General features: G+C 60.9%; 20 protein-coding genes. 13 read left to right on the top strand and 7 right to left on the bottom strand.

What is annotated here, in order from left to right:
* Positions 1-178: 178 nt before the first annotated feature.
* The 5 genes from HU727_RS03615 to HU727_RS03595 all read left to right on the top strand — a co-directional run bounded on the left by HU727_RS03615 (position 179) and on the right by HU727_RS03595 (position 4,651).
* Positions 179-889 carry a histidine phosphatase family protein gene (locus HU727_RS03615; RefSeq protein ID WP_186528315.1) on the top strand — a complete coding sequence of 237 codons (711 nt, stop codon included), beginning with the start codon at positions 179-181 and terminating at the stop codon, positions 887-889.
* Between the two features lie 62 nt (positions 890-951).
* The gene (locus HU727_RS03610; RefSeq protein ID WP_186528314.1) at positions 952-1,269 is read left to right on the top strand and encodes an SCP2 sterol-binding domain-containing protein; all 318 of its coding nucleotides are present in this window, start codon (positions 952-954) and stop codon (positions 1,267-1,269) included.
* Positions 1,270-1,458: 189 nt separating this feature from the next.
* Positions 1,459-2,322: a LysR family transcriptional regulator gene (locus tag HU727_RS03605; RefSeq protein WP_186528313.1), complete on the top strand. Its 864-nt coding sequence runs from the start codon at positions 1,459-1,461 to the stop codon at positions 2,320-2,322.
* 110 nt (positions 2,323-2,432) lie between these two features.
* Complete coding sequence (locus HU727_RS03600; protein WP_186528312.1) at positions 2,433-3,578, top strand: sterol desaturase/SRPBCC family protein; 1,146 nt, start codon at positions 2,433-2,435, stop codon at positions 3,576-3,578.
* Between the two features lie 53 nt (positions 3,579-3,631).
* Positions 3,632-4,651, top strand: a complete 1,020-nt coding sequence (locus HU727_RS03595; RefSeq protein WP_189673643.1) for an SMP-30/gluconolactonase/LRE family protein — start codon at positions 3,632-3,634, stop codon at positions 4,649-4,651.
* 95 nt (positions 4,652-4,746) lie between these two features.
* Here HU727_RS03595 and HU727_RS03590 read toward each other — a convergent pair whose 3' ends face one another.
* Positions 4,747-4,980, bottom strand: coding sequence for a DUF465 domain-containing protein (locus tag HU727_RS03590; RefSeq protein ID WP_186528310.1), 234 nt, complete (start codon positions 4,978-4,980; stop codon positions 4,747-4,749).
* Positions 4,981-5,180: 200 nt separating this feature from the next.
* On the opposite strand from HU727_RS03590, the gene HU727_RS03585 reads away from it, so the two are divergent.
* The gene (locus HU727_RS03585) at positions 5,181-5,702 is read left to right on the top strand and encodes a DUF4142 domain-containing protein (protein ID WP_186528309.1); all 522 of its coding nucleotides are present in this window, start codon (positions 5,181-5,183) and stop codon (positions 5,700-5,702) included.
* A 56-nt stretch (positions 5,703-5,758) separates the two neighbouring features.
* Here HU727_RS03585 and HU727_RS03580 read toward each other — a convergent pair whose 3' ends face one another.
* From HU727_RS03580 to HU727_RS03565, 4 genes are all read right to left on the bottom strand, one after another.
* Complete coding sequence (locus HU727_RS03580; RefSeq protein WP_186529236.1) at positions 5,759-6,022, bottom strand: hypothetical protein; 264 nt, start codon at positions 6,020-6,022, stop codon at positions 5,759-5,761.
* 180 nt (positions 6,023-6,202) lie between these two features.
* On the bottom strand, positions 6,203-8,836 hold the full coding sequence (locus HU727_RS03575; protein ID WP_186528308.1) for an excinuclease ABC subunit UvrA: 2,634 nt from the start codon (positions 8,834-8,836) through the stop codon (positions 6,203-6,205).
* 43 nt (positions 8,837-8,879) lie between these two features.
* A complete protein-coding gene (locus HU727_RS03570) occupies positions 8,880-10,991 on the bottom strand; it encodes a hybrid sensor histidine kinase/response regulator (RefSeq protein WP_186528307.1) in 2,112 nt (703 codons plus the stop codon).
* A gap of 132 nt (positions 10,992-11,123) precedes the next feature.
* Positions 11,124-11,813, bottom strand: a complete 690-nt coding sequence (locus HU727_RS03565; RefSeq protein ID WP_186528306.1) for a GntR family transcriptional regulator — start codon at positions 11,811-11,813, stop codon at positions 11,124-11,126.
* Positions 11,814-11,953: 140 nt separating this feature from the next.
* Between HU727_RS03565 and HU727_RS03560 the strand changes: the two genes are divergently transcribed.
* From HU727_RS03560 to HU727_RS03530, 7 genes are all read left to right on the top strand, one after another.
* Entirely contained in the window at positions 11,954-13,039 is a 1,086-nt protein-coding gene (locus tag HU727_RS03560) for an ABC transporter ATP-binding protein (RefSeq protein ID WP_186528305.1), read from the top strand.
* A gap of 2 nt (positions 13,040-13,041) precedes the next feature.
* Complete coding sequence (locus HU727_RS03555; RefSeq protein ID WP_186528304.1) at positions 13,042-13,959, top strand: ABC transporter permease; 918 nt, start codon at positions 13,042-13,044, stop codon at positions 13,957-13,959.
* Positions 13,956-14,744 carry an ABC transporter permease gene (locus HU727_RS03550; RefSeq protein ID WP_186528303.1) on the top strand — a complete coding sequence of 263 codons (789 nt, stop codon included), beginning with the start codon at positions 13,956-13,958 and terminating at the stop codon, positions 14,742-14,744. The genes HU727_RS03555 and HU727_RS03550 overlap by 4 nt, the downstream gene beginning before the upstream one ends.
* 18 nt (positions 14,745-14,762) lie before the next feature.
* A complete protein-coding gene (locus HU727_RS03545; RefSeq protein ID WP_186528302.1) occupies positions 14,763-15,815 on the top strand; it encodes an extracellular solute-binding protein in 1,053 nt (350 codons plus the stop codon).
* 61 nt (positions 15,816-15,876) lie between these two features.
* Positions 15,877-17,073 (top strand): amidohydrolase family protein, encoded by a 1,197-nt coding sequence (locus HU727_RS03540; RefSeq protein WP_186528301.1) that lies wholly within the window; start codon positions 15,877-15,879, stop codon positions 17,071-17,073.
* Complete coding sequence (locus tag HU727_RS03535; RefSeq protein WP_186528300.1) at positions 17,070-18,554, top strand: amidohydrolase family protein; 1,485 nt, start codon at positions 17,070-17,072, stop codon at positions 18,552-18,554. Before HU727_RS03540 ends, HU727_RS03535 begins: the two co-directional genes overlap by 4 nt.
* Before the next feature lie 34 nt (positions 18,555-18,588).
* Complete coding sequence (locus tag HU727_RS03530; protein WP_186528299.1) at positions 18,589-19,248, top strand: flavin reductase family protein; 660 nt, start codon at positions 18,589-18,591, stop codon at positions 19,246-19,248.
* Positions 19,249-19,378: 130 nt separating this feature from the next.
* Here HU727_RS03530 and HU727_RS03525 read toward each other — a convergent pair whose 3' ends face one another.
* Both HU727_RS03525 and HU727_RS03520 read right to left on the bottom strand, forming a co-directional pair.
* Positions 19,379-22,456 (bottom strand): error-prone DNA polymerase, encoded by a 3,078-nt coding sequence (locus tag HU727_RS03525; protein WP_186528298.1) that lies wholly within the window; start codon positions 22,454-22,456, stop codon positions 19,379-19,381.
* Positions 22,453-23,868 (bottom strand): Y-family DNA polymerase, encoded by a 1,416-nt coding sequence (locus HU727_RS03520; protein ID WP_186528297.1) that lies wholly within the window; start codon positions 23,866-23,868, stop codon positions 22,453-22,455. Before HU727_RS03520 ends, HU727_RS03525 begins: the two co-directional genes overlap by 4 nt.
* Position 23,869 lies beyond the last annotated feature (1 nt).

Here is a 23,869-nt window from a genome sequence, read left to right as displayed (position 1 = left end):
TGCAAAACCCGCGCGGGATGGCTCAAGCATACCCATGCGCCGGCTCGTCGGCCAGCCGTGAAACCTCTGGCAACATGGCTGGAACGAGCATTTCAAACAAGCGTATGTTTTTTCATTGACAGCTCTCCGTCATCCTCATAACCTCGCCAGACCTTCAACGTACCGGGATGACGCGGACGTGGGCAGCATCTACTTGATACGACATGGCCAGGCCTCCTTTGGTGCAGACGACTATGACGTCCTCTCTCCGATCGGCATTCGTCAGGCAGAAATTCTCGGTCAGCACCTTGCCGACCTCGGCGTCAGTTTTGATCGCTGCATTGCCGGCGACCTACGCCGTCAGCAACACACCGCCACGAGCGCATTGGGACAATTCAGCGCCAGAGGCCTGACCACTCCCGTTCTCGAAACCGATTCCGCCTTCAACGAGTTTGATGCCGATGCGGTGATTCGTGCCCTGCTCCCGGACCTGCTGTCCAGGGAGCCGGAAGCCCTCGACATCCTGCGCAACGCCGCGCAAAACCGTGGCGAATTCCAGCGCATCTTTGCCCTGATCGTCGAACGCTGGCTGGCCGGCACCTACGATCCACCCGGACTGGAAAGCTGGCTGGGTTTTGTCGAGCGGGTCCACGCCGGCCTGCATCGCATCCTCGATCTGGCGGAAAAAAACCAGAAAATCGCCGTGTTCACTTCCGGCGGCACCATCACCGCCCTGCTTCACCTGATTACGCAAATGCCTGCAAGGCAGGCCTTTGAATTGAATTGGCAAATCGTCAACACCTCGCTCAACCAATTGAAGTTTCGCGGTCGCGAGGTGGCTCTGGCTTCCTTCAACAGTCACGCACACCTGCAACTGCTGAAGGCCCCGGAACTCATCACTTTTCGCTGAGTCCGGCTTACTGTGACCCTGGCTGTAACCACACAGCTCCTATTACCAGAAAGGATCGAACCATGACCTCCGTAGCTGATGCCGTAAAAGCAATGCAAGCCAAGTTCAACCCAGCCGCCGCTGCCGGTCTGGATCTGGTCTTCGGTTTCAACATCACCGACGAAGACAAGCAATACGCACTGATCGTCAAAGACGGCACCTGCGAAATCCAGGAAGGTGAAAACCCGGACGCCAACTGCACGCTGGTGCTCGACAGTGAAACCCTGAAAGGCATCGTCAGCGGCGAGACCGACGGCATGCAGGCATTCATGGGCGGCAAACTGCGCGTTGAAGGCGATATGATGCTGTCGATGAAACTGTCCGAGCTGTTCCCTTCGTAAGAAGCTGCCCGGTAAAAACAGATCCCGCCCCTTTGGCGGGATTTGTCGTTTCATGGGTTCACAATTCAGCACGGGGGGTAATTGCATTCAGAGAGGGTGGATTGGTGCCTGGCGCTCTTCCTGTGAGAGAGCCAGGTGCAGGGGCTTTTGCCTTACAATGCCCAACCTCAAAAACACCGGCCCCGCCCCATGGACATCGACCTCGCCCGTACCTTCCTCGAAATCGTCCGTCACGGCAGCCTTGCCGCCGCTGCGCAGAAGCTGTTCGTTACGCAAACGGCGATTACTGCCCGGGTGCAAAAACTTGAAAGTCAGTTAGGCAGCACGCTGTTCGTGCGCAATCGCGCCGGGGCGAAGTTGACGGCCAACGGCGAAGCTTTCGTCATCTATGCCAATCAACTGGTGCAAACCTGGGAAGCCGCGCGCCGCGATCTGCCGCTGCCCGAGGGCTATCACAACGTTCTGCACATTGGTGGCGAGGTCAGCCTGTGCAATCCGCTGATGCTCAGTTGGGCGGCCGAACTGCGCGATAAAATCCCCGGACACGCATTGCGCATGGAAATCCGCGACGGCGAGAACCTGTTGCGCCAGCTCGAACTGGGCGTGCTCGATGCCGCACTCGTCTACCAACCGGAATACTGGCCGGGGCTGCAGGTCGAGCAGGTGCTTGAGGAAAAGCTGATTCTGGTGCGCGCGCCGGAACGCCCCGATCCCTACGTCTACATCGACTGGGGCCCGGATTTCCGTCGTCAGCACGATGCCGCCCTGCCGGAAAAAGCCAAAGCCGCGCTGAGCTTCAACCTTGGCCCTTTGGCCCTGCAATACATTCTCGAAAACGGCGGCAGCGGCTATTTCCGGACCCGTGTCGTGCGCACGTACCTGGAAACCGGCGCTCTGGAGGCCGTCACCAAGGCGCCGGAATTTGGCTATCCGACCTATCTGGTTTACTCGCGTGATCGCGACTCGGCGGTGCTGCAGCAGGCCTTCGATCTGTTGCGCGAAGTGATCCGAACCGATGACGACTGGTCGCAGCGCTGGAACCCGTTGAGCTGACGGCGCCTTCAGTCCCGAGCATGGCGCTTGTGGCCTCAAGGTTCGCCCTGCACACACCAGTGGATCGGCTAATCTGCCGGGTATAACAACAATACCCGCAGGTGAAACCGTTGAGGCAGACCACCGAGGCATTTCGCAGTCGCTACCGTGCGGCCATTCATCCGTTGTATAACCCGTGGCTGCACGGCACGTTTGTGTTGCTGTTCGGCCTTGTGGCCGTCGCTGCCTTCTTCAGCACCGTGCATTCAGTCAGCTGGCTGCAATGGCTGACCGTGCCCCTTACGCTGCTGTTCTTCAATTTTGGCGTGTACATGGTTCATCGCCATCTCGGTCATCATAAAAAGACCTTCGCCAGGATGTTTTATGCCCGGCACGCCGGTGACCATCACAGCTTTTTCACGCCCGGCCATATGACTTTTGACAGCGCTCGCGACTGGCGGGTGATTCTGTTTCCAGCCTGGCTGATCGTGATTCATACGCTGGTGATCACCCTGCCCCTCTGGTGGCTGCTCGCTTGGCTCAACGCCAACGTTGCCGGTTTGTTCGCAGGCTGCATGGTGCTCGGCTATTTGGTCTACGAGGTGTTCCACGCCTGTGAACACCTGCCGCCCCATAATCCGTTGACCCGGTTGCCGTGGATCCGCCAGATGCGCCGTCTGCATGAACTGCATCACCGCCGCGAGCGCATGCAGGAAAGCAACTTCAACATCGTTCTGCCCTTGATGGACTACCTGTTCGGCACACTTTACAGAGAGCCGGAACCCGCCCCTTTGAGTGATTCGCCAATGACCATGACGTACATGCAGCACGAGATCGGTATCCCCGGCGAACCTGTTGCGGTGCTGGCCTATGCCGCCAGCGTCAGCCACTGGCCGGCGTGGCATCCTTCATCGCTGAAGATTGACGGCCCGCAAGGTCCGCTGCATGCCGGTGCGCAATTTGAAGAAGACATTCATGCCGGCGGACGCGCCGGCCATTTGCGCTGGGCGGTCACTGAATATCTGCCGGGACGGCGCTGGTGCGCTCGGGCGCAAGGCGACAAGGGTTTGTCCCTGCGGCTGACTTACGAGTGCTCGGCTGAAGATGGCGGCACACGCTTCGTGCGCACGCTGGAGTATCGCTTCGACGGCGTGCTCATGCGCATCGCCAATTGGCTGCTGCTCAAACGGCGCATCGAACGGGAGTCAGCCGCCTCCATGCTGGCGCTGCGCGATACGGCTGCACAGGCCATCGACGTGACGAGGGCTGATGCGTGAAGCCACGACACGGACTGTGCCTGCTGATCGTTCCCGTCATCGCCTTCCTTTTGATGATGCCGACCAAAGTCGAACCCGTGGCCTGGACACCTGCGCCGGCCCCATCGCTGACCGAAGGCGTGTATACCGAGAACCAGCGCCTCAAAGGCGTGGTAAAGGTCGGGCCGAGCGACATCGAAGGACCGGAGGCGTTGCTTCTGGAGGACGATTTCCTCATCACCGGCCTGCATGACGGACGGCTGATTCGCAGCAGTCTCGACGGCACGCAGCGCAAGGTACTCGCCGACACTGGCGGCCGCCCTTTGGGGCTGGCCCGTCATCCGAATGGCATGCTGGTCATTGCCGACGCGGTCAAAGGCCTGCTTTCGCTTGATGCCCAGGGTCGGGTGATTCCGTTGACCACCGAGGCCAACGGTCTGGCATTCGGTTTCACCGATGACGTAGCGATCGACAAGTCCGGGCACTACGCCTACTTCAGTGATGCCTCCAGCCGCTGGGGTTACGGCCATGATGGCGAGGCGATCATTGAGCACGGCGCCGATGGCCGTTTGCTCCGTTACGACTTTCAGAGCGGCAAAACCAGCGTGCTGCTCGACAAGTTGCAGTTCGCCAACGGCGTCACCCTCGGCCCGGACGAGGCCTATGTGCTGGTCAATGAAACCGGCGCCTATCGCATCAGCCGTTATTGGCTGAAGGGTTCCAAGGCTGGCACCCATGACGTGTTCATCGACAACTTGCCGGGGCTGCCCGACAACCTGGCGTTCAATGGCAGCAACCGTTTTTGGGTAGCATTGTATTCGCCGCGAAATGTGTTGCTCGATGGCACCGCAGAACATCCGTTCCTGCGCAAGATGATCGTGCGAGCGTTGACGGTTTTACCAAAGCCTGTGGAGAAGCGTGGATTCGTGCTGGGGCTGGATCTGGACGGCAAGGTCATTGCCAACTTGCAGGACGCGAGCAGCGGCGGTTATTCGCCGATTACCACAGTGCGAGAGTATGGGCAGTGGCTGTATTTCGGCTCGTTGAAGGCGACTCACATGGGGCGGATGGGGTTGGAGGAGGCGCTGAAGTAAGCCAGCAGAATGTGTATTGAATGGAGCGACGCCATCGCGAGCAGGGGGCGCATTTGTAAAGGTGGAGCGAGCCTGCTCGCGAAAACGTCGGCCGATCAGGCGCGTTGTTCGAGTTGCCGGACGATTTCATCCTTGACCAACAGGCGCTTCTCCTTGAGCGTCCTGACATAGTCATCATCGGATTGGTTGTTTTCTGCCTTGACCACTTCTTTGTCTGCTTCCGCGTACTTGTCGAGCAACGAATTGAGCTTCACATCCTGGGAGCGTTTTTGCTGGATCTCTTCTTTTGTAACCTTCAGGTCCTGATACAAGTCGTGTGAAACCGGCATGAAACACCTCCATCAGTTGATGACAGCCAGCGCGACCGTTGCGCTGGCGTGAGCAGCATGGCCTTGCGGGCGGGCGTCTGTCGAGACGCTGTCAGACCAGCGGTTGCCGTTCGTCGCCCTGTCGCAATCACGATAAAACCTTTTCCGCGTGCGTTTGCTCCATTGGTTACCGCTCACAAAAACCTGCGTGGAGATACCCAATGGACGGATTCAACTTGCGTCATCTCGCTCTGGCTGTAGCACTGAGTGCTGGCATGGGCTCGGCCTTTGCTGCCACTTCCAACGATTTCGTCGAAAACGCCGCTGCCAATGGCATCGCCGAGATCGAGACCAGTCGCCTGGCTCTGGAGAAAAGCCAGTCTGCCGACATCAAAGCCTTCGCCAACCAGATGATCACCGATCACAGCAAGGCCAACGATGAGCTGGCGAAAATTGCTCAGGCCAATGATCTCGAAGTGCCGGATGCCACCACTTTGACCAAGCAGGCCAAGGCCAAGCTCCTTGAAATGCGTGATGAGTCTTTTGATGCCGCCTACGCCAACAACCAGGTCATGGCGCACGAGGAAACCATCGCACTGTTTGAAAAACAGGTCGACGCCAAGACCGATGACAAGGCCAAAGGCACCCCTGAACTGAAAGCATTTGCGCAGAAAATGCTGCCAGACCTGAAAAAACACCTGGCCCATGCCAAAGAGCTGCAAGCCAAGCACCCAAGCAAATAGTCGCCGGGCAATAAAGAGGCCGCATCCATTGATGCGGCCTTTTTGCGTTTCGGCGATTAACCGCCGTCAGTGTCGATATCGGCGTCGGTGCTTTCGCCCGGCGCGGGGCGGTCCGGGTCAGGTTTGAAACCTGGGCTGAAGTCGTTGCTGTTATCGCTGTGATGCTGCTTCTGATCGACCTCGGCAGCAGCGCTGTCTGCCTGCCCTGCCTCAGCCGGCGCAGGGGAATTTTGCCCCGGTGTTTGCGCGTCGATGGCAGGGTCGTTGCGATTGATCGATTCAGAGGACTGATTCCGCTGTTGCGGCGCTTGCTCGTTCATATCCACCTCATTCATGGTCCGGCATCCTTCTTCCAGCACGACCGGGAAAACGTCGGGCATGCAGATTCGAAGCCGCACGCCACTGTTTCGTTCAAAAGATCGTCGCCTGTTGCCACGCTGACCGGAATTACCGGCCGTTCAATACGACCAACAAAAAAATCGCCTGCAGATGCGCCGTCATCATGGGTTTAAGACCCGCGCCAGAAACGGCGCAGTCTTGCTTTTCCTGCTTGCAGCGACTTTCTGCGGCGAGCCCGCCGCGACGATCCTGCCGCCCTGATCGCCCGCGCCCGGACCTATATCGATCACCCAGTCACTTTGCGCGACCACGCGCATTTCATGCTCGACGACGATCACCGTATGCCCTGCTGCCACTAGGGTGTCGAGCTGTTCCAGCAGCCGATCGACATCTCTTGGGTGCAACCCCGTCGTCGGCTCGTCCAGCACATACAACGTGGCGCCACGCTGACTGCGTTGCAGCTCGGTCGCCAGTTTGATGCGTTGCGCCTCGCCACCGGAGAGTTCCGTGGCCGGTTGGCCCAACCGCAGATAGCCCAGGCCAATGTCACGCAACACCTCCAGCGAGCGACGAATCCCCGCTTGCCCGGCAAACACCTGCACCGCCTCACCCACCGTCAGTTGCAACACCTGAGCGATGCTCAATCCTTGCCAAAGAATCGCCAATGTCTGCGGGTTATAACGCGCCCCATGGCAGGTCGGGCACGGTGCATACACGCTGGGCATGAACAGCAACTCGACGCTGACAAAGCCTTCGCCCTCACAGGTGGCGCAACGTCCCTTGGCGACGTTGAAGGAGAATTGCCCGGCGTCATAGCCTGCGGCCTGTGCTTGGGGTGTTGCGGCGAACAGCTTGCGCACGTGATCGAACAGCCCGGTGTAGGTCGCCAGATTGGAACGTGGCGTACGGCCGATCGGTTTCTGATCGACCTGCACCAGCCGCTTGATCGACTCAAGCCCGACCGTGATTCGGCCAGAGCCGGGCGGCGGGGCGTCATCTTCGAGGCTGATTTCTTCCGGTTCAGCCTCGGCCGCCGGACGCCCCAACTCTGCGCCGACCAGCTCCAGTAACGCCTGACTGACCAGACTCGACTTACCGGAACCGGAGACACCGGTCACCGAGGTAAAGCAGCCCAAGGGAAACTCGGCGCTGAGATTATTCAGATTATTGCGCGTAATGCCGTCCAGCTTCAGCCACCCGCTCGGTTGACGTGCGGTGCGGGCAAGGCGCTGCTTTCCAGCGAACAGATACGCGCGGGTCTGCGATTCCTCCACCGCTGCCAATCCCTCAGGCGGGCCGCTGTACAACACCCGCCCGCCCTTCTCGCCGGCTGCCGGTCCGACATCAATCAGCCAGTCGGCACGGCGCATCGTTTCCACATCATGCTCGACCACAAACAACGTGTTGCCGTCAGCCTTCAACCGTTGCAGCGCCTCGAACAGCGCCTCGCCATCGGCCGGATGCAAACCGGCAGACGGCTCATCCAGCACGTAGATCACCCCAAACAGCTGCGAGCCCAATTGCGTCGCGAGGCGCAACCGCTGCAGTTCGCCGGACGACAGTGTCGGCGTACTGCGTTCCAGCGCCAGATAACCCAGGCCGAGATCGGTCAAGGTGCTGACCCGCTCCAGCAGATCCTCAGCGATACGCTGCGCCGCCAGGCGTTTCTCCACTGACAGGTTTGGCGTGTGCCGCACGTCGGGCGCGCTGGCATGGCCGCTGGCGCCATGGGCGACCCGCTGCTGACGCGCCTCACGGGTTTGCGCATGGCTGAGGGTTTCGCCGCTGGCCTCGGTCTGCTCAAGGTAACTGGCCGCCGCTACAGGCTTCAGGACCTCGGCCACTTGCAGCAATGGCATCTGCGACAGCTCGCCGATGTCGTAGCCGGCAAAGGTCACCGAGAGCGCCTCGCGCTTCAAGCGTTTGCCATCGCACAGCGGGCACGGGCTGCCGCGCATGAACTGTGAAACACGCTTTTTCATCAGCGCACTTTGCGAATGCGTAAACGTGTGCAGGATGTAGCGCCGGGCGCCAGTAAAGGTGCCCTGGTAACTGGGCTCCATCTTGCGTTTGAGTGCGACGCGGGTGTCTTCCGGCGTCAGCCCGGCGTACACCGGCACGGTGGGTGTTTCTTCGGTGAAGAGAATCCAGTCGCGTTGCTTTTTCGGCAGTTTCTTCCAGGGAATATCGACGTCGATGCCCAGGGTCACGAGGATGTCGCGCAGATTCTGCCCCTGCCAGGCCAGTGGCCAGGACGCCACGGCGCGCTGGCGGATCGTCAGGTTCGGGTCCGGCACCATCAGCGCTTCGGTGACTTCATACACGCGGCCTAGCCCATGACATTCCGGGCAGGCGCCCTGCGGCGTGTTCGGTGAAAAGTCCTCGGCGTACAGCATGGGCTGCCCCGCAGGATAACTGCCGGCACGGGAATACAGCATGCGGGTCAGGCTCGACAACGTTGTCACGCTGCCCACCGACGAGCGCGCGCTCGGCGTGCCACGCTGTTGTTGCAGCGCTACGGCGGGTGGCAAGCCTTCGATGGAATCGACATCCGGCACGCCGACCTGATCGATCAGCCGCCGCGCGTACGGCGCCACGGATTCGAAATAACGGCGCTGTGCCTCGGCATACAGCGTGGAAAATGCCAGCGAAGATTTACCCGAACCCGAGACACCGGTGAACACCACCAGCGCATCGCGCGGAATATCGACGTCAACGTTCTTCAGGTTGTGTTCGCGGGCACCACGCACGCGAACCATGCCGGCGGGTGCTTTGCTATTGCGCTTGGAAGTCATCGACTCGCCTTTTGAAAAACTGAAGCGGGGGCAGCGCTCGGCCTCAGGTGTCGAGCACCTCACAAATCATCTGCAGCAACGAATGCGGACTGTACGGTTTGCCGAGCAAATGCGTATCGGGACTGAGCTGGTGGTCGCGAGAAATGATGTCGCGTGTGTGGCCGGACGTGAACAGCACCGGCACCGGCGGCGTCTGCACCTTGGCCCAGGCGGCGAGATCCGAACTCTTGATCAGGCCGGGCATGACCACGTCGGTGAAAATCATGTCGATCTCGATGCCTTCCAGCAGCATCTGCATGGCGACGTCGCCATTGCAGGCGGTCATCACCCGGTAGCCTTCTTCACGCAGCAATTCCACCGCCGAGGCGCGCACGGCGTCGTTGTCTTCCACCACCAGAATGCTCTCGTGGCCGCCGCCCTTGCGTTCGCCGACACTCGCCGATTCTTCGCGAACCGGGCGCAGACTTCGCGGGAAATACAACTGCACCCGAGTGCCTTCGCCAACGTGACTGTCGATCTCGACATGCCCGCCGCTCTGTTTGACAAAACCGAAGACCATGCTCAACCCCAGCCCGGTGCCATGACCATCGGCCTTGGTGGTGAAGAACGGTTCGAACACTTGCTCGAGCATTTGCGGCGCAATGCCCACGCCGGTATCGCTCACCGCCACGCGGACATAATCACCCGCCGCGATCCCCTTGCCGGCGCAGAATCCGCTGTCCAGGTGCACATTGGCGGCGCTGAGGCCAATAACGCCTTCGCCTTTCATGGCGTCGCGGGCATTGATGGCCAGATTGAGGATGGCGTTTTCCAGTTGGTTACGATCGACGTTGACGTGCCAGGGCTGCGGCGGTAATTGCACGTCGATCTGAATGGTTTCGCCCAGCGCCCGTTGCAGCAATTCGCCGACGCCTTCGAAAATCTGCTGCGGGTTGCACACCGCCGGTGACAAGGGTTGGCGACGGGCAAACGCGAGCAATTGCGACGACAGCTTGGCGCCGCGCTCGACTGCGGCCAGCGAAGCCCCGACCCGCCGTTGCACGTTGGCGTTGTTCGGTTCATGCCGAGCCAACAAGTGCAGATTGCCGGCGATCACTTGCAGCAGGTTATTGAAGTCGTGGGCGACTCCGCCGGTCAGGCCACCGATGGCTTCGAGCTTCTGCGACTGGCGCAGTTGCTCTTCGGCGGCCAGCCGCGCCTCGACTTCAGCGGCTACACGCTGTTCGAGGTTGCGGGTGAATTTGAGCAGGGATTCTTCGGCATTCTTGCGTTCGTGAATGTCGACCAGCACACCGGGGAAGCGAAACGGCTCGCCCTGTTCGTCGAATTCACATGCGCCACTGGCGAGGACCCACAAGTAACTGCCATCGCTGCGCAGGACACGGTATTCGGCGTTGTACGGCTCGCCGGTCTGCATGCACCGGGCGACCCGCTCCCGGACCCACGGCAGATCGTCGGGATGGATGCGCGAATCGGCGATGTCCTGCGCCAGATCGCTCAAGTCCTGATCCGGCGGATAGGAGAACGTGCGGGCAAAACGCTCGTCTGCGGACAATCGGTCGTTTTTGATATCCCAGACGAACGAGCCGAGCAACGCGCCGGCATTCAGCGCCAGGCGCACGCGTTCGTTGTCGGCGCGATAGGCATTTTCCGCTGCCTGGCGCATCCGTTCGGAATGCACGAACTCAGTGGTATCCACCACCATCGCCATGACACCGCCTGGCTTGCCTTCATCGTTGGCGACCGGGCTGTAATACAAATCCATCCAGACGTCTTCAGGCACGCCGTTACGCAGCAACACCAGCTCTTTATTGCGAAAGGACAATGTGCCGCCAGCCAGGCACGTATCGACCACATGCCGATTGAAGTCGGCGACCTCTGGCCAACCCAGTTCCACAGGGACGCCGAGCAGATAAGGATGCCTGCCCCCGGCGAATTCGGAATAGGCATCGTTGTAGATCATGTAACCGGCATGGCCCCAGAGCATGACCATCGGCAACGGTGAAGCCAGCATCAGTTGCACGGTACTGCACAGGCTGGCGGGCCAGTCGGCCAGCGGCCCCAATTCGGTATGGCTCCAGTCGAACGCACGAATTCGACCGGCCATTTCGCCTTTCCAGCCGTCACAGCCATGGCTTTCAGATAAAAACTGCATCGCCTGACTCGGTGTCCTTTTGAGGTTTTCCGATCTATCGCAACGCTTCAACGACGCGACGCCCGTGTGATTCGAGGCCCCGAAACGGCTTTGGTTTCATTCCAGGTTAGCCGATTTGCAACGCGTGCCGATTCAGACGCCAATCAGGTGCTTGAGCGGGTGGTAACCGGTTTTCATTTTCGCGGCGACATCCAGGATGGCTTTCTCGATACCGTTGAGGTGCATGCAGGTCAGCTCGATGGCGGCGCTCTGATTGCCGGCTTCGATGTACTCGAGTAACCGCAGGTGCTCATCGTCGCGGCAGGCTTCGTGGCTGTCATCGTCGAGCGCGGCGGCATACAGCGAGGCACGGGAGATCAGTTTTTGAAACCAGTCGAGCAGAACCGGGTTGTTCAGGCTGCGAGCGAGTTTGATGTGGAACTCGCCGAGCAGATGGATCAGCCGCTCGTGGTCGCCTGCGGCGTGGGCCTCGTCTTCCAGCAACAGATGCTCGCGCAGATCTTGCATCGCAGCCGTGTCCTTGCGCCGGCACAGTTCGGTGACGATGCCGATCTCGATCAGCCGCCGGGTTTCAAACAGCGAACGGATTTCCTCATCACTGGGCAGCGAAACCGATGCACCTTTATTGGGCTCGGTGGTGACCAGTCCGTCGGCCTCCAATTGCTTGAGCGCGGCTCGCACCGACGTACGGCTGACATTAAATAATTCCGCCAACGAGGCCTCGCCCAGTTTCATTCCGGGACGCAACGAACGTTTGCTGATCGCCTCGTAAACCCCTTGGTAGACGCGGTCGACCGTGGTTTCCAGTTTCTTTTCGGTCATTCGAACACTCCTTTAGCGTCGGGCAACCTTCCCCTGGCGATGCCTGGCCATGGAAAAAGGGGGTTGCACACGCAGGTTAATCCGGGTATTTCTAAATTGCATTCATATATTGCATACAATAATTAGAGGATTGCACCGTTATGGGTCAACCAATAGCAATTGAAGTGCGTAATGTCTCAAAACGGTACTCCGATGACCCCGGCCTCGCCCCGGCCCTGGATAACGTATCGGTGGACATCGCCGACAACGAATTCTTCACCTTGCTCGGCCCGTCCGGCTGCGGCAAAACCACCCTCCTGCGCACCATCGCCGGTTTCGAACATGTCAGCGAAGGCGAAATCCGCCTCGCCGGCGAAACAGTCAACGACCTGCCTCCGTTCAAGCGTCGGGTCAATACGGTGTTTCAAAGCTACGCGCTGTTTCCGCACATGAACGTTGCGCAGAATATCGCCTTCGGCCTTGAGATGCAGGGTCTTGATCGCAAGTTAATCCCTGATCGCGTCAACGAGATGCTCGAGCTGGTGCAAATGGAACCTCTGGCCGCTCGCAAACCGGCCGAATTGTCCGGTGGCCAGCAGCAGCGCGTGGCACTGGCCCGGGCGCTGGCGCCGAAACCCAAAGTGTTGTTGCTCGACGAACCGCTATCGGCGCTGGACCTTAAGCTGCGCAAGGAAATGCAGGTCGAACTCAAACGCGTGCAGAAAGAAGCCGGCATCACCTTTATTTTCGTCACCCATGATCAGGAAGAAGCGCTGACGTTATCTGACCGAATTGCCGTGATGTCCGCCGGCAAGATTCTGCAGATCGGCAGCCCGACCGACATCTACGAGCACCCGCAGCACCGTTTTGTCGCGCAGTTCATCGGCGATATCAATTTCCTGCCCGGCCAGCTCAAGCGGGGCCCGCACAACGAAAAACTGTTCGTGCCCAACGGCATGCCGGTCGAGATTCCCTGCCAGGCGCAAAGCTTCAATGGCAGCACCGCGCAACTGGCGTTTCGCCCGGAGCGTTCGCAACTGGTCGAGGCCAGCGAACCGCATCACCTGCGCGGGGTGATCGAAGCGGTGTTGTACGTCGGCACCGCGACGCTCTACCAATGCCGGCTGAACAACGACATCAAAGTCATGCTGCGTGAAAACAATGAAGGCCTGAACCGTGGCCGCGCCGTTGGCGAGCGCGTCGCCGTGCATCTTCCGCCTCATGCCTGCCTGTTGATGGAGGCCTGACAATGAGCGTCAGCAGCACATCCCCCGCCCTCAACCGAGCGCTGTTGCTCAGCCCGGTAGTGCTAACCCTGCTCGCCCTGATTGCCATTCCGTTGGGCATCATGGGCTACATCAGCCTGTTGCCGCGCAACACTTACGGTGGTGTCGATTGGCAGGCCCAATGGCAGCTGCACAGTTACGTGCAGCTTTTTTATCAGGAAGGTTTTGACGGTGAACTCGAACTGAACTGGGTCTACGCCCAGGCATTGTTGCGCTCGGTGTTCCAGGCGGGCGGCACCACGCTGCTGTGCTTTTTGTTCGGCTTTCCGGTGGCTTTGTGGATGTCCAGCCTGACCCCGCGCCGACGCAACCTGATGGTGCTGCTGATCACCATCCCGTTCTGGACCAACCTGCTGATCCGCAACTACGCCTGGCTGATCATCCTCCGTGAACAGGGCTGGGTCGCGCAGAGCCTTAACGCACTGTTCCCGAGCGCCGGCGGCATCACCCTGCTCTACAACGACTTCGCCGTGAGTGTCGGTCTGGTCTACAGCTTTTTGCCGTTCATGATCCTGCCGATCTACTCGACCCTGGAAAAACTCGACTGGCGCCTGGTGGAGGCCGCGTATGACCTCGGCGCCAATCGCTGGCACGCGCTGCGACGGATCATCCTGCCGCTGTCGATGCCCGGCGTGATTGCCGGCGCGCTGCTGGTGTTCGTGCCGAGCCTCGGCGCGTTTATCACCCCGGCGATTCTCGGCGGCGGCAAGACCCTGATGATCGGCAACCTGATCCAGCAACAGTTCGGCACCGCGCGCAACTGGCCGCTGGGCAGTTCGCTGTCGTTCCTGCTGCTGGCGATTCTGTTGGTGTCGCTGGTGCTCTATGCGCTCTACAGCCGTCATGCGGCGAAGAATCTCAACCGGGGAGCCAAAGCATGATTTCTCTGCACCTGAAAAAAATTCCGGCGACCCGCGAAATCAGCGTGCTGATGCTCGCGTATCTGTACCTGCCTATCCTTGTGCTGATCGGCTACAGCTTCAACGCCAATCGCTCGGCAACGGTGTGGACCGAGTTTTCGTTCGCCTGGTACGGGCGGATTCTGGCCAACCCGTCGATCCAGACGGCAGCGTTGAACTCGATCATCGTCGCCAGCATCGCCACAGTGTGCGCCACGGCCATCGCCCTGCTCGCGGCGCTGGCGACCTACCGGCCGTTCTATGGGCAGAAAATGGTCGAAGGCGGCATCAACCTGCCGCTGATCCTGCCCGAGATCGTCACCGCCGTGGCCACCCTGCTGCTGTTCATGGCCCTGGGGATCAAGCTCGGCCTGCTGACGGTCATCGTTGCGCACATCGGCTTCTGCATTCCCTTCGCTTATCTGCCGATCCGCGCGCGGCTCAACGACCTCGACAAGAGCCTGCTGGAAGCGGCGAACGATCTGTATGCCAATCCGTGGCAGGTTTTTCGTCGTGTGACATTGCCGTTGCTATGGCCGGCGGTGCTGTCCGGTGCGGTGTTGGCGTTCGTGGTCAGCCTCGACGATTTCATCATGACGTTCTTCGTTGCCGGCCCGGGATCGACCACGTTGCCGGTGTACATCTTCTCGGCGATCAAGGCCGGCGTGACACCGGAGATCAACGCGATCTCGACGCTGATGCTGGTGATTTCGATTGTGCTGGTGGTGCTGGCCTTTTGGCTGGGCCAACGCGGTAAACAACAATAAACCTGGAGCGCTCTGTTCATGAAAATCAAAAGCATGCGTTTGGCAATGTCCGGTCTGGCCTTGAGTTGTTTCACCGCAATGAGCGCTCACGCCGCCGAACCGAAGGTATTGTTTTTCTACAACTGGACCGATTACTACCCGGTCGAGCTGCTGAGCAAATTCGAAAAAGAGACCGACATCAAGGTCACCATGGACGGCTACGACAGCAACGAAACCTTGCTCGCCAAGTTGCAGGCCGGCGGTGCCGCGTATGACGTGATCGTGCCGTCACAATCAATCATGCAGACGCTGATCAAACAGAACCTGCTGATGGAAATCGACGCGCCGAGCCTGAGCAATTTCCAGTACGTCAAAGAACCTTTTCGTGATCCGGTCTTCGACCCGGGTCGTAAATTTTCGGCACCGTACCTGTGGGGCACTACCGGGTTTTCCTATGACAGCGCGCGCGTGCCGGGGGGCAAACTGGATGATTCGTGGAAAGAATTCTTCGAGCCGCGCAAAGAGCTGCATGGCCAGCTCGCCGCCCTCGACACCTCAAGCAGCGTGATCAACGCCGCCAGCCATTACCTGAACGTTGATGAATGCAGCGAAAACCCACAGGACGCCAAACGCATCCTCGAACTGCTGCAGAAGCAAAAACCGTTTTTGAAGATGTACAGCTCCGACAACACCGTGGATCGCATGGCCTCGGGCGAAGTGATCATGATGCAGAACTGGAACGGCTCGACTGCGCGGGCCACCTTGCAGAAGAGCACGATCAAGTACGTCTACCCGCGTGAGGGCCTGGCGATGTTCCAGGACAACTTCGCCGTTCCGAAAAGCGCGCCGCACCCGGGCAACGCAAGGATCTTCATCGACTGGATGATGAAGCCGGAGAACGCGGCAGCGGTCTCCAACGCCATAGCCTACGCCAACGGGGTTCAGAGCGATGCGTTGCTCGATCCGAAATGGAAAGTCATGGACGCGATCAACATGCCGGATGAATACGCTTCGCGCCTGCGCCCCGAGAAGGAGTGCAGCAACAAGGCACGCGAGCTGCAGGACCGCATCTGGTCGAAGCTCAAGGGCTGATCAGACCGCTGCCCTCACCCTAGGGTGAGGGAAAAATCTTGAAGACCTGAACGAGGTTTGTATGACCCAGCGACACTGGCTACGCAATGTGCGCCCCTACGGCGCGCCCGCCGAGGACCTGCTGATCGAAAACGGCGTGCTCAGCCAACGCCGCCCGGCGTGCGATACACCCTTGGCGGCCAGCGATGTCGATGGCCACAACCAGATGCTGACCTGCGCGCTGGTGGAAAGCCACGTCCACCTCGACAAAACCCTTTACGGCCAGCCGTGGCGCCCGAATAGCGCCGGCCCGACACTCAAGGATTACATCAGCAACGAACGCCGCGTCCTGCGGGAAGTACAAGCGCCCATCGCCGAGCGCGCCGGAGCGCTGCTGGAAAACTGCATCGCTCGCGGTTCACTGACGATGCGCTGTCACGTCGACATCGATCCGGAATTCGGCCTGCGCCATGTCGAGGCCATGCAACAACTGCGTGAACGCTACCGGGACTTGATTGACCTGCAACTGGTGGTGTTTCCGCAAACCGGGCTGATCAGCCGCCCCGGTACCGCCGAACTGATGCGCGAAGCCATGTTACTGGGCGTGGAAAACGTCGGTGGTCTCGACCCATGCGGCATCGACAATGACCCGGTTGCACAGCTGGATATTGTGTTCAGGCTCGCCGCTGAATTTGGTCGTGGCGTCGATATTCATCTGCACGACAAAGGTGAGTTGGGCGTATGGCAAGTGGCACTGATAGCTGACTACACCGAGCGTTTCGGCCTGCAGAACCGGGTCATGATCAGCCATGCCTATTGCCTCGGCATGCTGCCATGGGCTCAGGTCAAGCCCGTTGCGCAACGCTTGGCGGCACTGGGGATTTCGTTGATGAGTTCGGCCCCGGCCGATTGCGCGGTGCCGCCGTTTCTGGCCCTGCGTGAAACCGGCGTGAATGTCTGTCTGGGCTCCGACGGCATTCGCGATGCGTGGTCGCCGATGGGCAATGGCGACATGCTTGAGCGGGCGATGTTGCTGGCCTTTCGTTTTGATCTGGGCAAGGACGAGGAGCTGGCAGCGGCGTTTGACGCGGCCACGGTGAATGGCGCGCAAGCGCTGGGGCTTGAGGATTATGGTTTCGCCATGGGCCGGCGCGCGGACTTTCTGTTGATGCCCGTGGAGACCCTTGGCGAGGCTGTTGTTTCGCGCCCGCTGCGTCAGGTTTATCGCGGCGGTGAACTGATCGCCAGCGGCGGTCGCTTGCTGAGCAGCCGTTTGTGAAACGTATCGGCCTGAAGGCCAGTTGCGTGGTCGGCTTTGACGGCACGGGGCATGTGCTGTGGCGTGACGGTGAGGTGGTGTTTGCAGGGTCGCGCATCGAGTTTGTCGGCCGTGGTTATCCAGGCCCGGTGGACCAATGGATCGACTACGGCAATGCGCTGATCGGCCCGGGGTTCATTGATCTGGATGCACTTGGCGATCTCGACTCCACGGTATTGACCCTCGATAACGGCGACGAGCGCGCGATGGGCCGGATGTGGTCGGCGGAGTATCTCGCTGCAGGCCCGCGCGAGACCTACAGTCCCGAAGAAGAGGTATTCAAATACCGCTACGCGTTCACTCAGTTGATCCGCAACGGCATCACCACGGCGATGCCGATCACCTCGATGTATTACCGCGAGTGGGCGGAAACCTTCGACGAATTTGCCGGCGTCGCCGAAGTGGCTGGCGAGCTCGGTTTACGCACGTACCTTGGCCCCTGCTACATGAGCGGCATGAGCTACTGGCGTGCCGACGGCAGCCTCGCCCATCACTGGGACGAGGAGCGTGGGCTCGCAGGACTGGCGGCGGCTGAACGCTTTTTCAAGGCGTTCGACGGCGCGCATGACGGGCTGATTCGTGGTGCGTTATTACCCGATCGCATTCAGACCTGCACGCCGGCCTTGCTGCAACGCACCTCGGCGTTGAGCCGTGAACTGCATGCACCGATGCGTCTGCATTGCTGCCAGGCGCCTGGCGAAGTGGCGATGGTCAAGCGATTGCGTGGCAAGTCGCCGTTGGGCTGGTTGCAGGCACTGGACCTGCTGACGCCACGCAGTCTGCTGCCCCATGGCATTTACACCGATGGCGATGACGACCTGCAGCGAGTCATCGATGGCGGCGCGAGTCTGGTGCACTGCCCGCTCGTGTTCGCCCGCGACGGCGAGGCGCTGAACTCGTTCGGCCGCTACCGCGCCAAGGGCATCAACTTCGCCCTCGGCACCGATACCTGGCCGGCGGATCTGCTGGAAAACATGCGCCACGGCTTGAACATCGCACGGCTGATGGAAGGCGGCGCGTCGCTGACCGGCAGCCTCGATTTATACAACGCGGCGACGCTCGGCGGTGCCCGGGCTTTGGGGCGCGATGATCTCGGCCGTCTGGCTCCCGGCGCCAAAGCCGACATCCACGTGTTCAGCCTGCGCGGCCTGCACCTGGGGCCGTTATTCGACCCGCTTAAAAACCTGCTGCTGGCCGGGCGCGGTGATGATTGCATCGCCAGTTACATCGATGGTCGCTGTGTGATGCAGGACGGCCAGGTCAGCGGCGTCGATTACTGCGCCCTGCAACGCCAGGCCCAACGCCAATACGAAAAACTGATGCGCAGCCACAGCGACCGGGCGTTTGCCCGACCGGACTGGAAAACCCTGTTCCAGCCGGCCATCCCGTTTGCCGACGATTACAGCGCCGACGCGCCATTGAGCGCGATTGAGCGCGATTGAGCGCGATTGATCCACTTGCCTAGAGATATCTGCCATGCACAGCTTCGATTTCAGCCAGCTCAGCCCACGGGAAAAATACAAGATCCTCATCGGCAGCGTCGTGCCTCGGCCCATTGCGCTGGTCACCACCATTGATGGCGAGGGCCGGGTCAATGCCGCGCCGTTCAGTTTCTTCAATGCGCTGTCGGCCGATCCACCGATTCTGGCCCTGGGCGTCGAGAATTATGGCGATCAAAGCCCCAAAGACACTACGCGCAATATTCAGCTGAATCAGGAATTCACCGTGAACATCGTCAGCGATGCGCTGGTGGAAGCGATGAATGTCTGCGCCGTGCCGTTTGCTCCGGGCTTCGATGAATTGACTGCCGCCGGCCTGACTGCCATTCCCGGTACCGCCGTGAAATGCCCACGCATTGGCGAGGCCCCGGTGGCACTGGAATGCCGACGGATGATGGCGCTGAACATCGGTCAATCACGCGAGATCATTTTTGGCGAAGTGCTGATGGCGCACGTGCGCGATGAGCTGATCGATCCGAAAACGCTGTACATCGATCAACTGGGGCTGGACGCGATCGGCCGAATGGGTGGCCATGGGTATGCGCGCACCCGCGAATACTTCGACTTGCCGACCCGCTCCCTGCAAGCCTGGACACAAGCGCCTGGCGGCGGCGAACGGTGCTGGCCGCAGCGTTGATGGTTGATTGTTGATCGTGCCCACGCTCTGCGTGGGAATGCAGCCATGGACGCCCGCGTCCGCTGTGATGCAGAGCGTCACAGGAGGTGTTGTCACGCGACCACGCGAGATGAGGGAACGATCAGGCGCCTTAATGGAAATCCCGGCTCTGCACCCGGATCCCGTTGAGCAGCGGGCTGAGGTCGCTCAGGCGGCCGGCGATCAGGTGTCGCACGTCGCCTTCGCGTTCCCAGCGACCATCGACCCTGAGCAACTGCGAACCGACCAGCACCTGCCGCTGGCGTTCGGCCAGATCACGCCAGACCACGACGTTGACGTTGCCGAACTCATCTTCCAGGGTCACGAACGTCACGCCGCTGGCCGTACCGGGGCGTTGCCGTCCGGTGACCAGCCCGGCCACGCTCACTGGCCTGCCGTGCTCAATATCCTGCAATTCCCGTGAACTGCGGCAACGCCGCGCCTGCAATTCGCCGCGCAGCAAGGCCAGCGGATGCGGCCCCAGCGTGGTGCCCACCGTGGCGTAATCAGCGTGCAAATCTTCGCCAACGCTGGGTTTGGGCAGCACGACCTGGGACTCCTCCTCATTGGGCAGGCCGGCAAACAGGCCGAGTTGCTTCTGCACCCCCGCCACTTCCCAACGCGCGCGGTGGCGGTGCCCGGCCAGACCGCGCAAGGCACCGGAGTCCGCCAGCAGCGCCTGCGCGCGACTGTCCAGAGCTGCGCGTTCGCTCAGATCGGCGACATCGGCAAATGCCCCGCGCTCACGCGCCGTTTCGATGCGCCGGGCGTCTTCTTCGCGAAACCCCTTGATCATGCGCAGGCCCATGCGAATCGCCGGTTGCCCGGCGCTCAGCGGTTCCAGGCTGCAATCCCAGTCGCTGGCCCGCACATCCACCGGGCGGATCTGCAATTGATGCCGGCGTGCATCCTGAAGAATCTGGTCCGGACTGTAAAAACCCATCGGCCAGCTGTTGATCAGCGCACAGGCGAACGCCGCCGGTTCGTGGCATTTGAGCCAGCAACTGGCGTAGGTCAGCAAGGCGAAACTGGCGGCGTGGGACTCGGGGAAACCGTAACTGCCGAACCCTTTGATCTGCTCGAAAATCTGCGCGGCGAACTCGGGCGTATAACCGTTTTTCTTCATGCCGGCGGCGAGCCGCTCCTTGTGCGGCTCCAGGCCGCCATGGCGTTTCCAGGCGGCCATGGAACGGCGTAACTGATCGGCCTCGCCGGGGCTGTAATCGGCCGCCACGATGGCGATCTGCATGACCTGTTCCTGGAACAGCGGCACGCCAAGGGTCCTTTCCAGCACGACCTTGAGTGCTGGCGAAGGATAGGTTTCTTCTTCCTCCTTGTTCCGCCGACGCAGGTACGGATGGACCATGCCGCCTTGAATCGGCCCGGGCCGCACGATCGCGACTTCGATCACCAGATCGTAAAACGTCGCAGGCTTGAGGCGCGGCAGCATCGACATCTGCGCCCGCGACTCGATCTGAAACACGCCGACGGTATCGGCGCGGCTGATCATCTCGTAGGTGGGTTTGTCTTCGGCGGGGATCGTCGCCAGGCTCAAATTCTGATCGCGATGGCGACGCAGCAGATCGAAGCAGCGGCGGATCGCACTGAGCATGCCCAGTGCAAGGATATCCACCTTGAGCAGACCGACCGCATCGAGGTCGTCCTTGTCCCACTGAATGATCGTACGATCGGCCATCGCCGCGTTTTCGACCGGCACCAGGGTGTCCAGTGGTTGTTCGGAAATCACAAAGCCGCCGGGATGCTGCGACAGATGCCGGGGGAAACCGATCAGTTGCCCGGTCAGGCTCAGCACCCGGCGCAACACCGGACTGTCGGGGTCGAAACCGCCCTCGCGCAGGCGTTCCAGCGGCGGCGTTTCATCGCTCCAGCGACCACAGCAATCGGCCAGCGCGTTGATCTGATCCGGCGGCAGGCCCAGCGCCTTGGCCACGTCACGCACGGCGCCGGTGGCGTGATAAGTGCTGACCACCGCCGTCAGCGCCGCGCGCCGGCGACCATAACGGTTGAACACGTATTGCAGGACTTCTTCGCGGCGTTCGTGCTCAAAATCGACGTCGATGTCCGGCGGCTCGTTGCGCTCTCTGGACATGAAACGCTCGAACAGCAACGTGGTGCGGTCCGGGTCAATTTCGGTGATGCCCAAGGCAAAACACACCGCCGAGTTCGCCGCCGAACCGCGCCCCTGGCAGAGGATGTGTTGTTTGCGGGCAAATCTGACCACGTCGTGTACGGTCAGGAAGTAACTTTCGTAGCCGAGTTCGGCGATCAGCTTCAATTCTTTATTGATCTGCCTCAGCACTTTGAAAGGCGCGCCTTTTGCCCAGCGCCAGGCGATGCCCTGCTTGGTCAGACGACGCAACCATGAACTGGCGCTATGGCCCTCGGGCACCAGTTCCCTGGGGTACTGATAACGCAACTCGCCCAGCTCGAACGTGCAGCGCCGGGCCAGTTCTACTGACGCCTCCAACAAGGCCGGCGGATATAACTCACGCAGCACCTCGACACTGCGCAGATGCCGTTCGCCATTGGGGTGCAGGCGCAAACCTGCCTCGGCCACCGGGACGTGATGACGGATCGCGGTCATGGTGTCCTGCAAGGCGCGGCGACCCCGGGCATGCATGTGCACATCGCCACTGGCGACCGCCGGAATCTGCAGTTCGGCCGCCAGGCTCGACAACGCCGCCAGCCGCTGTTGATCGTCCTGCCCGCGATGCAGTTGTACCGCCAGCCATAGACGCTCGCCGAACGTCTGTTTCAGCCAGGCGCCTTCTTCCCTGTCATCCAGTGAGTCCGGCACCCACAATACCAACAGCCCCGGCAGCGCTTCGTCGAAGTCTTCGCGCAGCACCTGATACTGGCCTTTCCGAGTGCGCCGCCGGGCCCGGGTGATCAAGCCGCACAGGGCGTGATAACCGCCAATGTTCTCTACCAACAGGACCAGTTTCGGGCCGTTGTCGATGCGAATTTCGCTGCCGATGATCAGCGGCAACTCGACGGACTTGGCCGCTTGCCAGGCGCGAACGATCCCGGCCAATGTGCATTCATCAGTAATCGCCAGCGCCTGATAGCCGTGTTGTTTCGCCCGCTGAAACAGTTCGAGTGCGCTGGAGGCTCCGTGCTGGAAACTGAAGTTCGACAGGCAATGCAGTTCGGCGTAACCGGCGCTCATGCGAACCAGCCCTGCAGCCACAGCGGACCGCCCTCGCCCACCGCCCGCCAGGCCCATCCCTGCTGACCGGCGCGATTCTGGATCAGGTAATAGTCACGACGCACATCCCCACCGTCCCACCACCCGGATTCGATGCGCTCCGGCCCCATGAGAATTCGCGCCGAACCCTCCGGCACGCTTTGCGGTTCGTTGAGCAACCAGCCCGGACGCTGGACGTTGGGCAAACCGGTACAGGGCAATTTATCGACGGTGTTCTGCCAGGCGCACTCGGGACGATGATCGGCCTGAAAACGCAGCCCTTGCACCGCCTCATCGCCCAACCGTGCGCGCAGGCGTTCGCGCAATTGCTCCCAGGGCAAGGTTTGCTGCGGGCGCTCGTCGAACAGTTCCTGAAACTGCGGCACGAAGCTCGGCAGATCTTCGGCGCGCAGGCGAAAACCGCGCACCGGCGCCTCGACTTGCACCTGCTCCAGCCGACCCCGCGCCAGTTCAAAGAGCATCGCCGCATCACGCTCGGCACTGAGCAGGCCGACCTTGATCACCGTGTCCGGCAGGCCGGCGTGTTCCAGATGTAGATCGAAGCGCTGCACGCCACTGTCGCGGCCGCAGAGAAACGCCGACAGATCGCCGGTCAGACGCCGTAACGGAAACAGCAAGGCTTGATGGGACTGCACGTCGAAATTGAGTTCGATGCGGGTATCGAAACGGTCCGGCGGCAGGTAGAACGCCAGCGCCAAAGGTCGCGCGCCGAACAGTGTGTCGAGATGCTTGAGCATCTGCGCTTCGAAACGCCGCGCCAGCGCCTGACGCGGCAGGCTTTGCACCTGGCTGAGATTGCGCAGGCCCATGCGCGACAACGCCGTGGCCACACTCGGCTCCAGCCCGACACGGTCGACTGGCAATTGCCCGAGGTGATGCTGCAAGGCTTCGCCGTCCGGCACCACCAGACCATCGTAGGCATTGGCCAACACCCGTGCCGCCACAGGATTCGGGGCGGCGACAATGCGGTGACGAAACCCCAGGTCCGTCAGTTCCTGGCGCAGACGCGCTTCGAATTGCGGCCAGGTACCGAACAGACCGAGGCTCGACTCGATCTCGAAGACCACGGTACGCGGGTAATGCACGCTGACCTGGGCACTGAAACGATAAGCCCATGCGGCCAGGAATTGCTGCCAGTGCCCGACCTCGGCCACCTCGTAATCCGCCGTGGCAAAGCCTTTGCTCATGGCCTGCGCGGCGGTCATCGACATCCCGGGACGCAGGCCCAGTTTGCGCGCCGCCGGATTGACCGCTTGCAGTACGCGACGCTGAGCCGGGCCGCTGAGCAGCACCAACGGCTCTTCAGGGTCGGGACGCTGACGCAGCACGGCGTCGAGGGCCAATTGCGGAAACAGGATGCACACCCAGCGCATA

The sequence above is a fragment of the Pseudomonas khorasanensis genome, from assembly GCF_014268505.2.
In the GTDB taxonomy this organism is placed as follows: Bacteria; Pseudomonadota; Gammaproteobacteria; order Pseudomonadales; family Pseudomonadaceae; genus Aquipseudomonas; species Aquipseudomonas khorasanensis.
Note: the sequence above shows the minus strand (reverse complement) of the source record. Positions and strands in the feature narration are given on the sequence as shown.

Excerpts from the sequence above, each read along its gene's own strand:
- HU727_RS03610 (WP_186528314.1), top strand. The coding sequence starts at position 952 with ATGACCTCCGTAGCTGATGCCGTAAAAGCAATGCAAGCCAAGTTCAAC.
- HU727_RS03605 (WP_186528313.1), top strand. The coding sequence starts at position 1,459 with ATGGACATCGACCTCGCCCGTACCTTCCTCGAAATCGTCCGTCACGGC.
- HU727_RS03595 (WP_189673643.1), top strand. The coding sequence starts at position 3,632 with ATGATGCCGACCAAAGTCGAACCCGTGGCCTGGACACCTGCGCCGGCC.
- HU727_RS03590 (WP_186528310.1), bottom strand. The coding sequence starts at position 4,980 with ATGCCGGTTTCACACGACTTGTATCAGGACCTGAAGGTTACAAAAGAA.
- HU727_RS03585 (WP_186528309.1), top strand. The coding sequence starts at position 5,181 with ATGGACGGATTCAACTTGCGTCATCTCGCTCTGGCTGTAGCACTGAGT.
- HU727_RS03580 (WP_186529236.1), bottom strand. The coding sequence starts at position 6,022 with ATGAACGAGCAAGCGCCGCAACAGCGGAATCAGTCCTCTGAATCGATC.
- HU727_RS03575 (WP_186528308.1), bottom strand. The coding sequence starts at position 8,836 with ATGACTTCCAAGCGCAATAGCAAAGCACCCGCCGGCATGGTTCGCGTG.
- HU727_RS03570 (WP_186528307.1), bottom strand. The coding sequence starts at position 10,991 with ATGCAGTTTTTATCTGAAAGCCATGGCTGTGACGGCTGGAAAGGCGAA.
- HU727_RS03565 (WP_186528306.1), bottom strand. The coding sequence starts at position 11,813 with ATGACCGAAAAGAAACTGGAAACCACGGTCGACCGCGTCTACCAAGGG.
- HU727_RS03560 (WP_186528305.1), top strand. The coding sequence starts at position 11,954 with ATGGGTCAACCAATAGCAATTGAAGTGCGTAATGTCTCAAAACGGTAC.
- HU727_RS03555 (WP_186528304.1), top strand. The coding sequence starts at position 13,042 with ATGAGCGTCAGCAGCACATCCCCCGCCCTCAACCGAGCGCTGTTGCTC.
- HU727_RS03550 (WP_186528303.1), top strand. The coding sequence starts at position 13,956 with ATGATTTCTCTGCACCTGAAAAAAATTCCGGCGACCCGCGAAATCAGC.
- HU727_RS03545 (WP_186528302.1), top strand. The coding sequence starts at position 14,763 with ATGAAAATCAAAAGCATGCGTTTGGCAATGTCCGGTCTGGCCTTGAGT.
- HU727_RS03540 (WP_186528301.1), top strand. The coding sequence starts at position 15,877 with ATGACCCAGCGACACTGGCTACGCAATGTGCGCCCCTACGGCGCGCCC.
- HU727_RS03530 (WP_186528299.1), top strand. The coding sequence starts at position 18,589 with ATGCACAGCTTCGATTTCAGCCAGCTCAGCCCACGGGAAAAATACAAG.
- HU727_RS03525 (WP_186528298.1), bottom strand. The coding sequence starts at position 22,456 with ATGAGCGCCGGTTACGCCGAACTGCATTGCCTGTCGAACTTCAGTTTC.
- HU727_RS03520 (WP_186528297.1), bottom strand. The coding sequence starts at position 23,868 with ATGCGCTGGGTGTGCATCCTGTTTCCGCAATTGGCCCTCGACGCCGTG.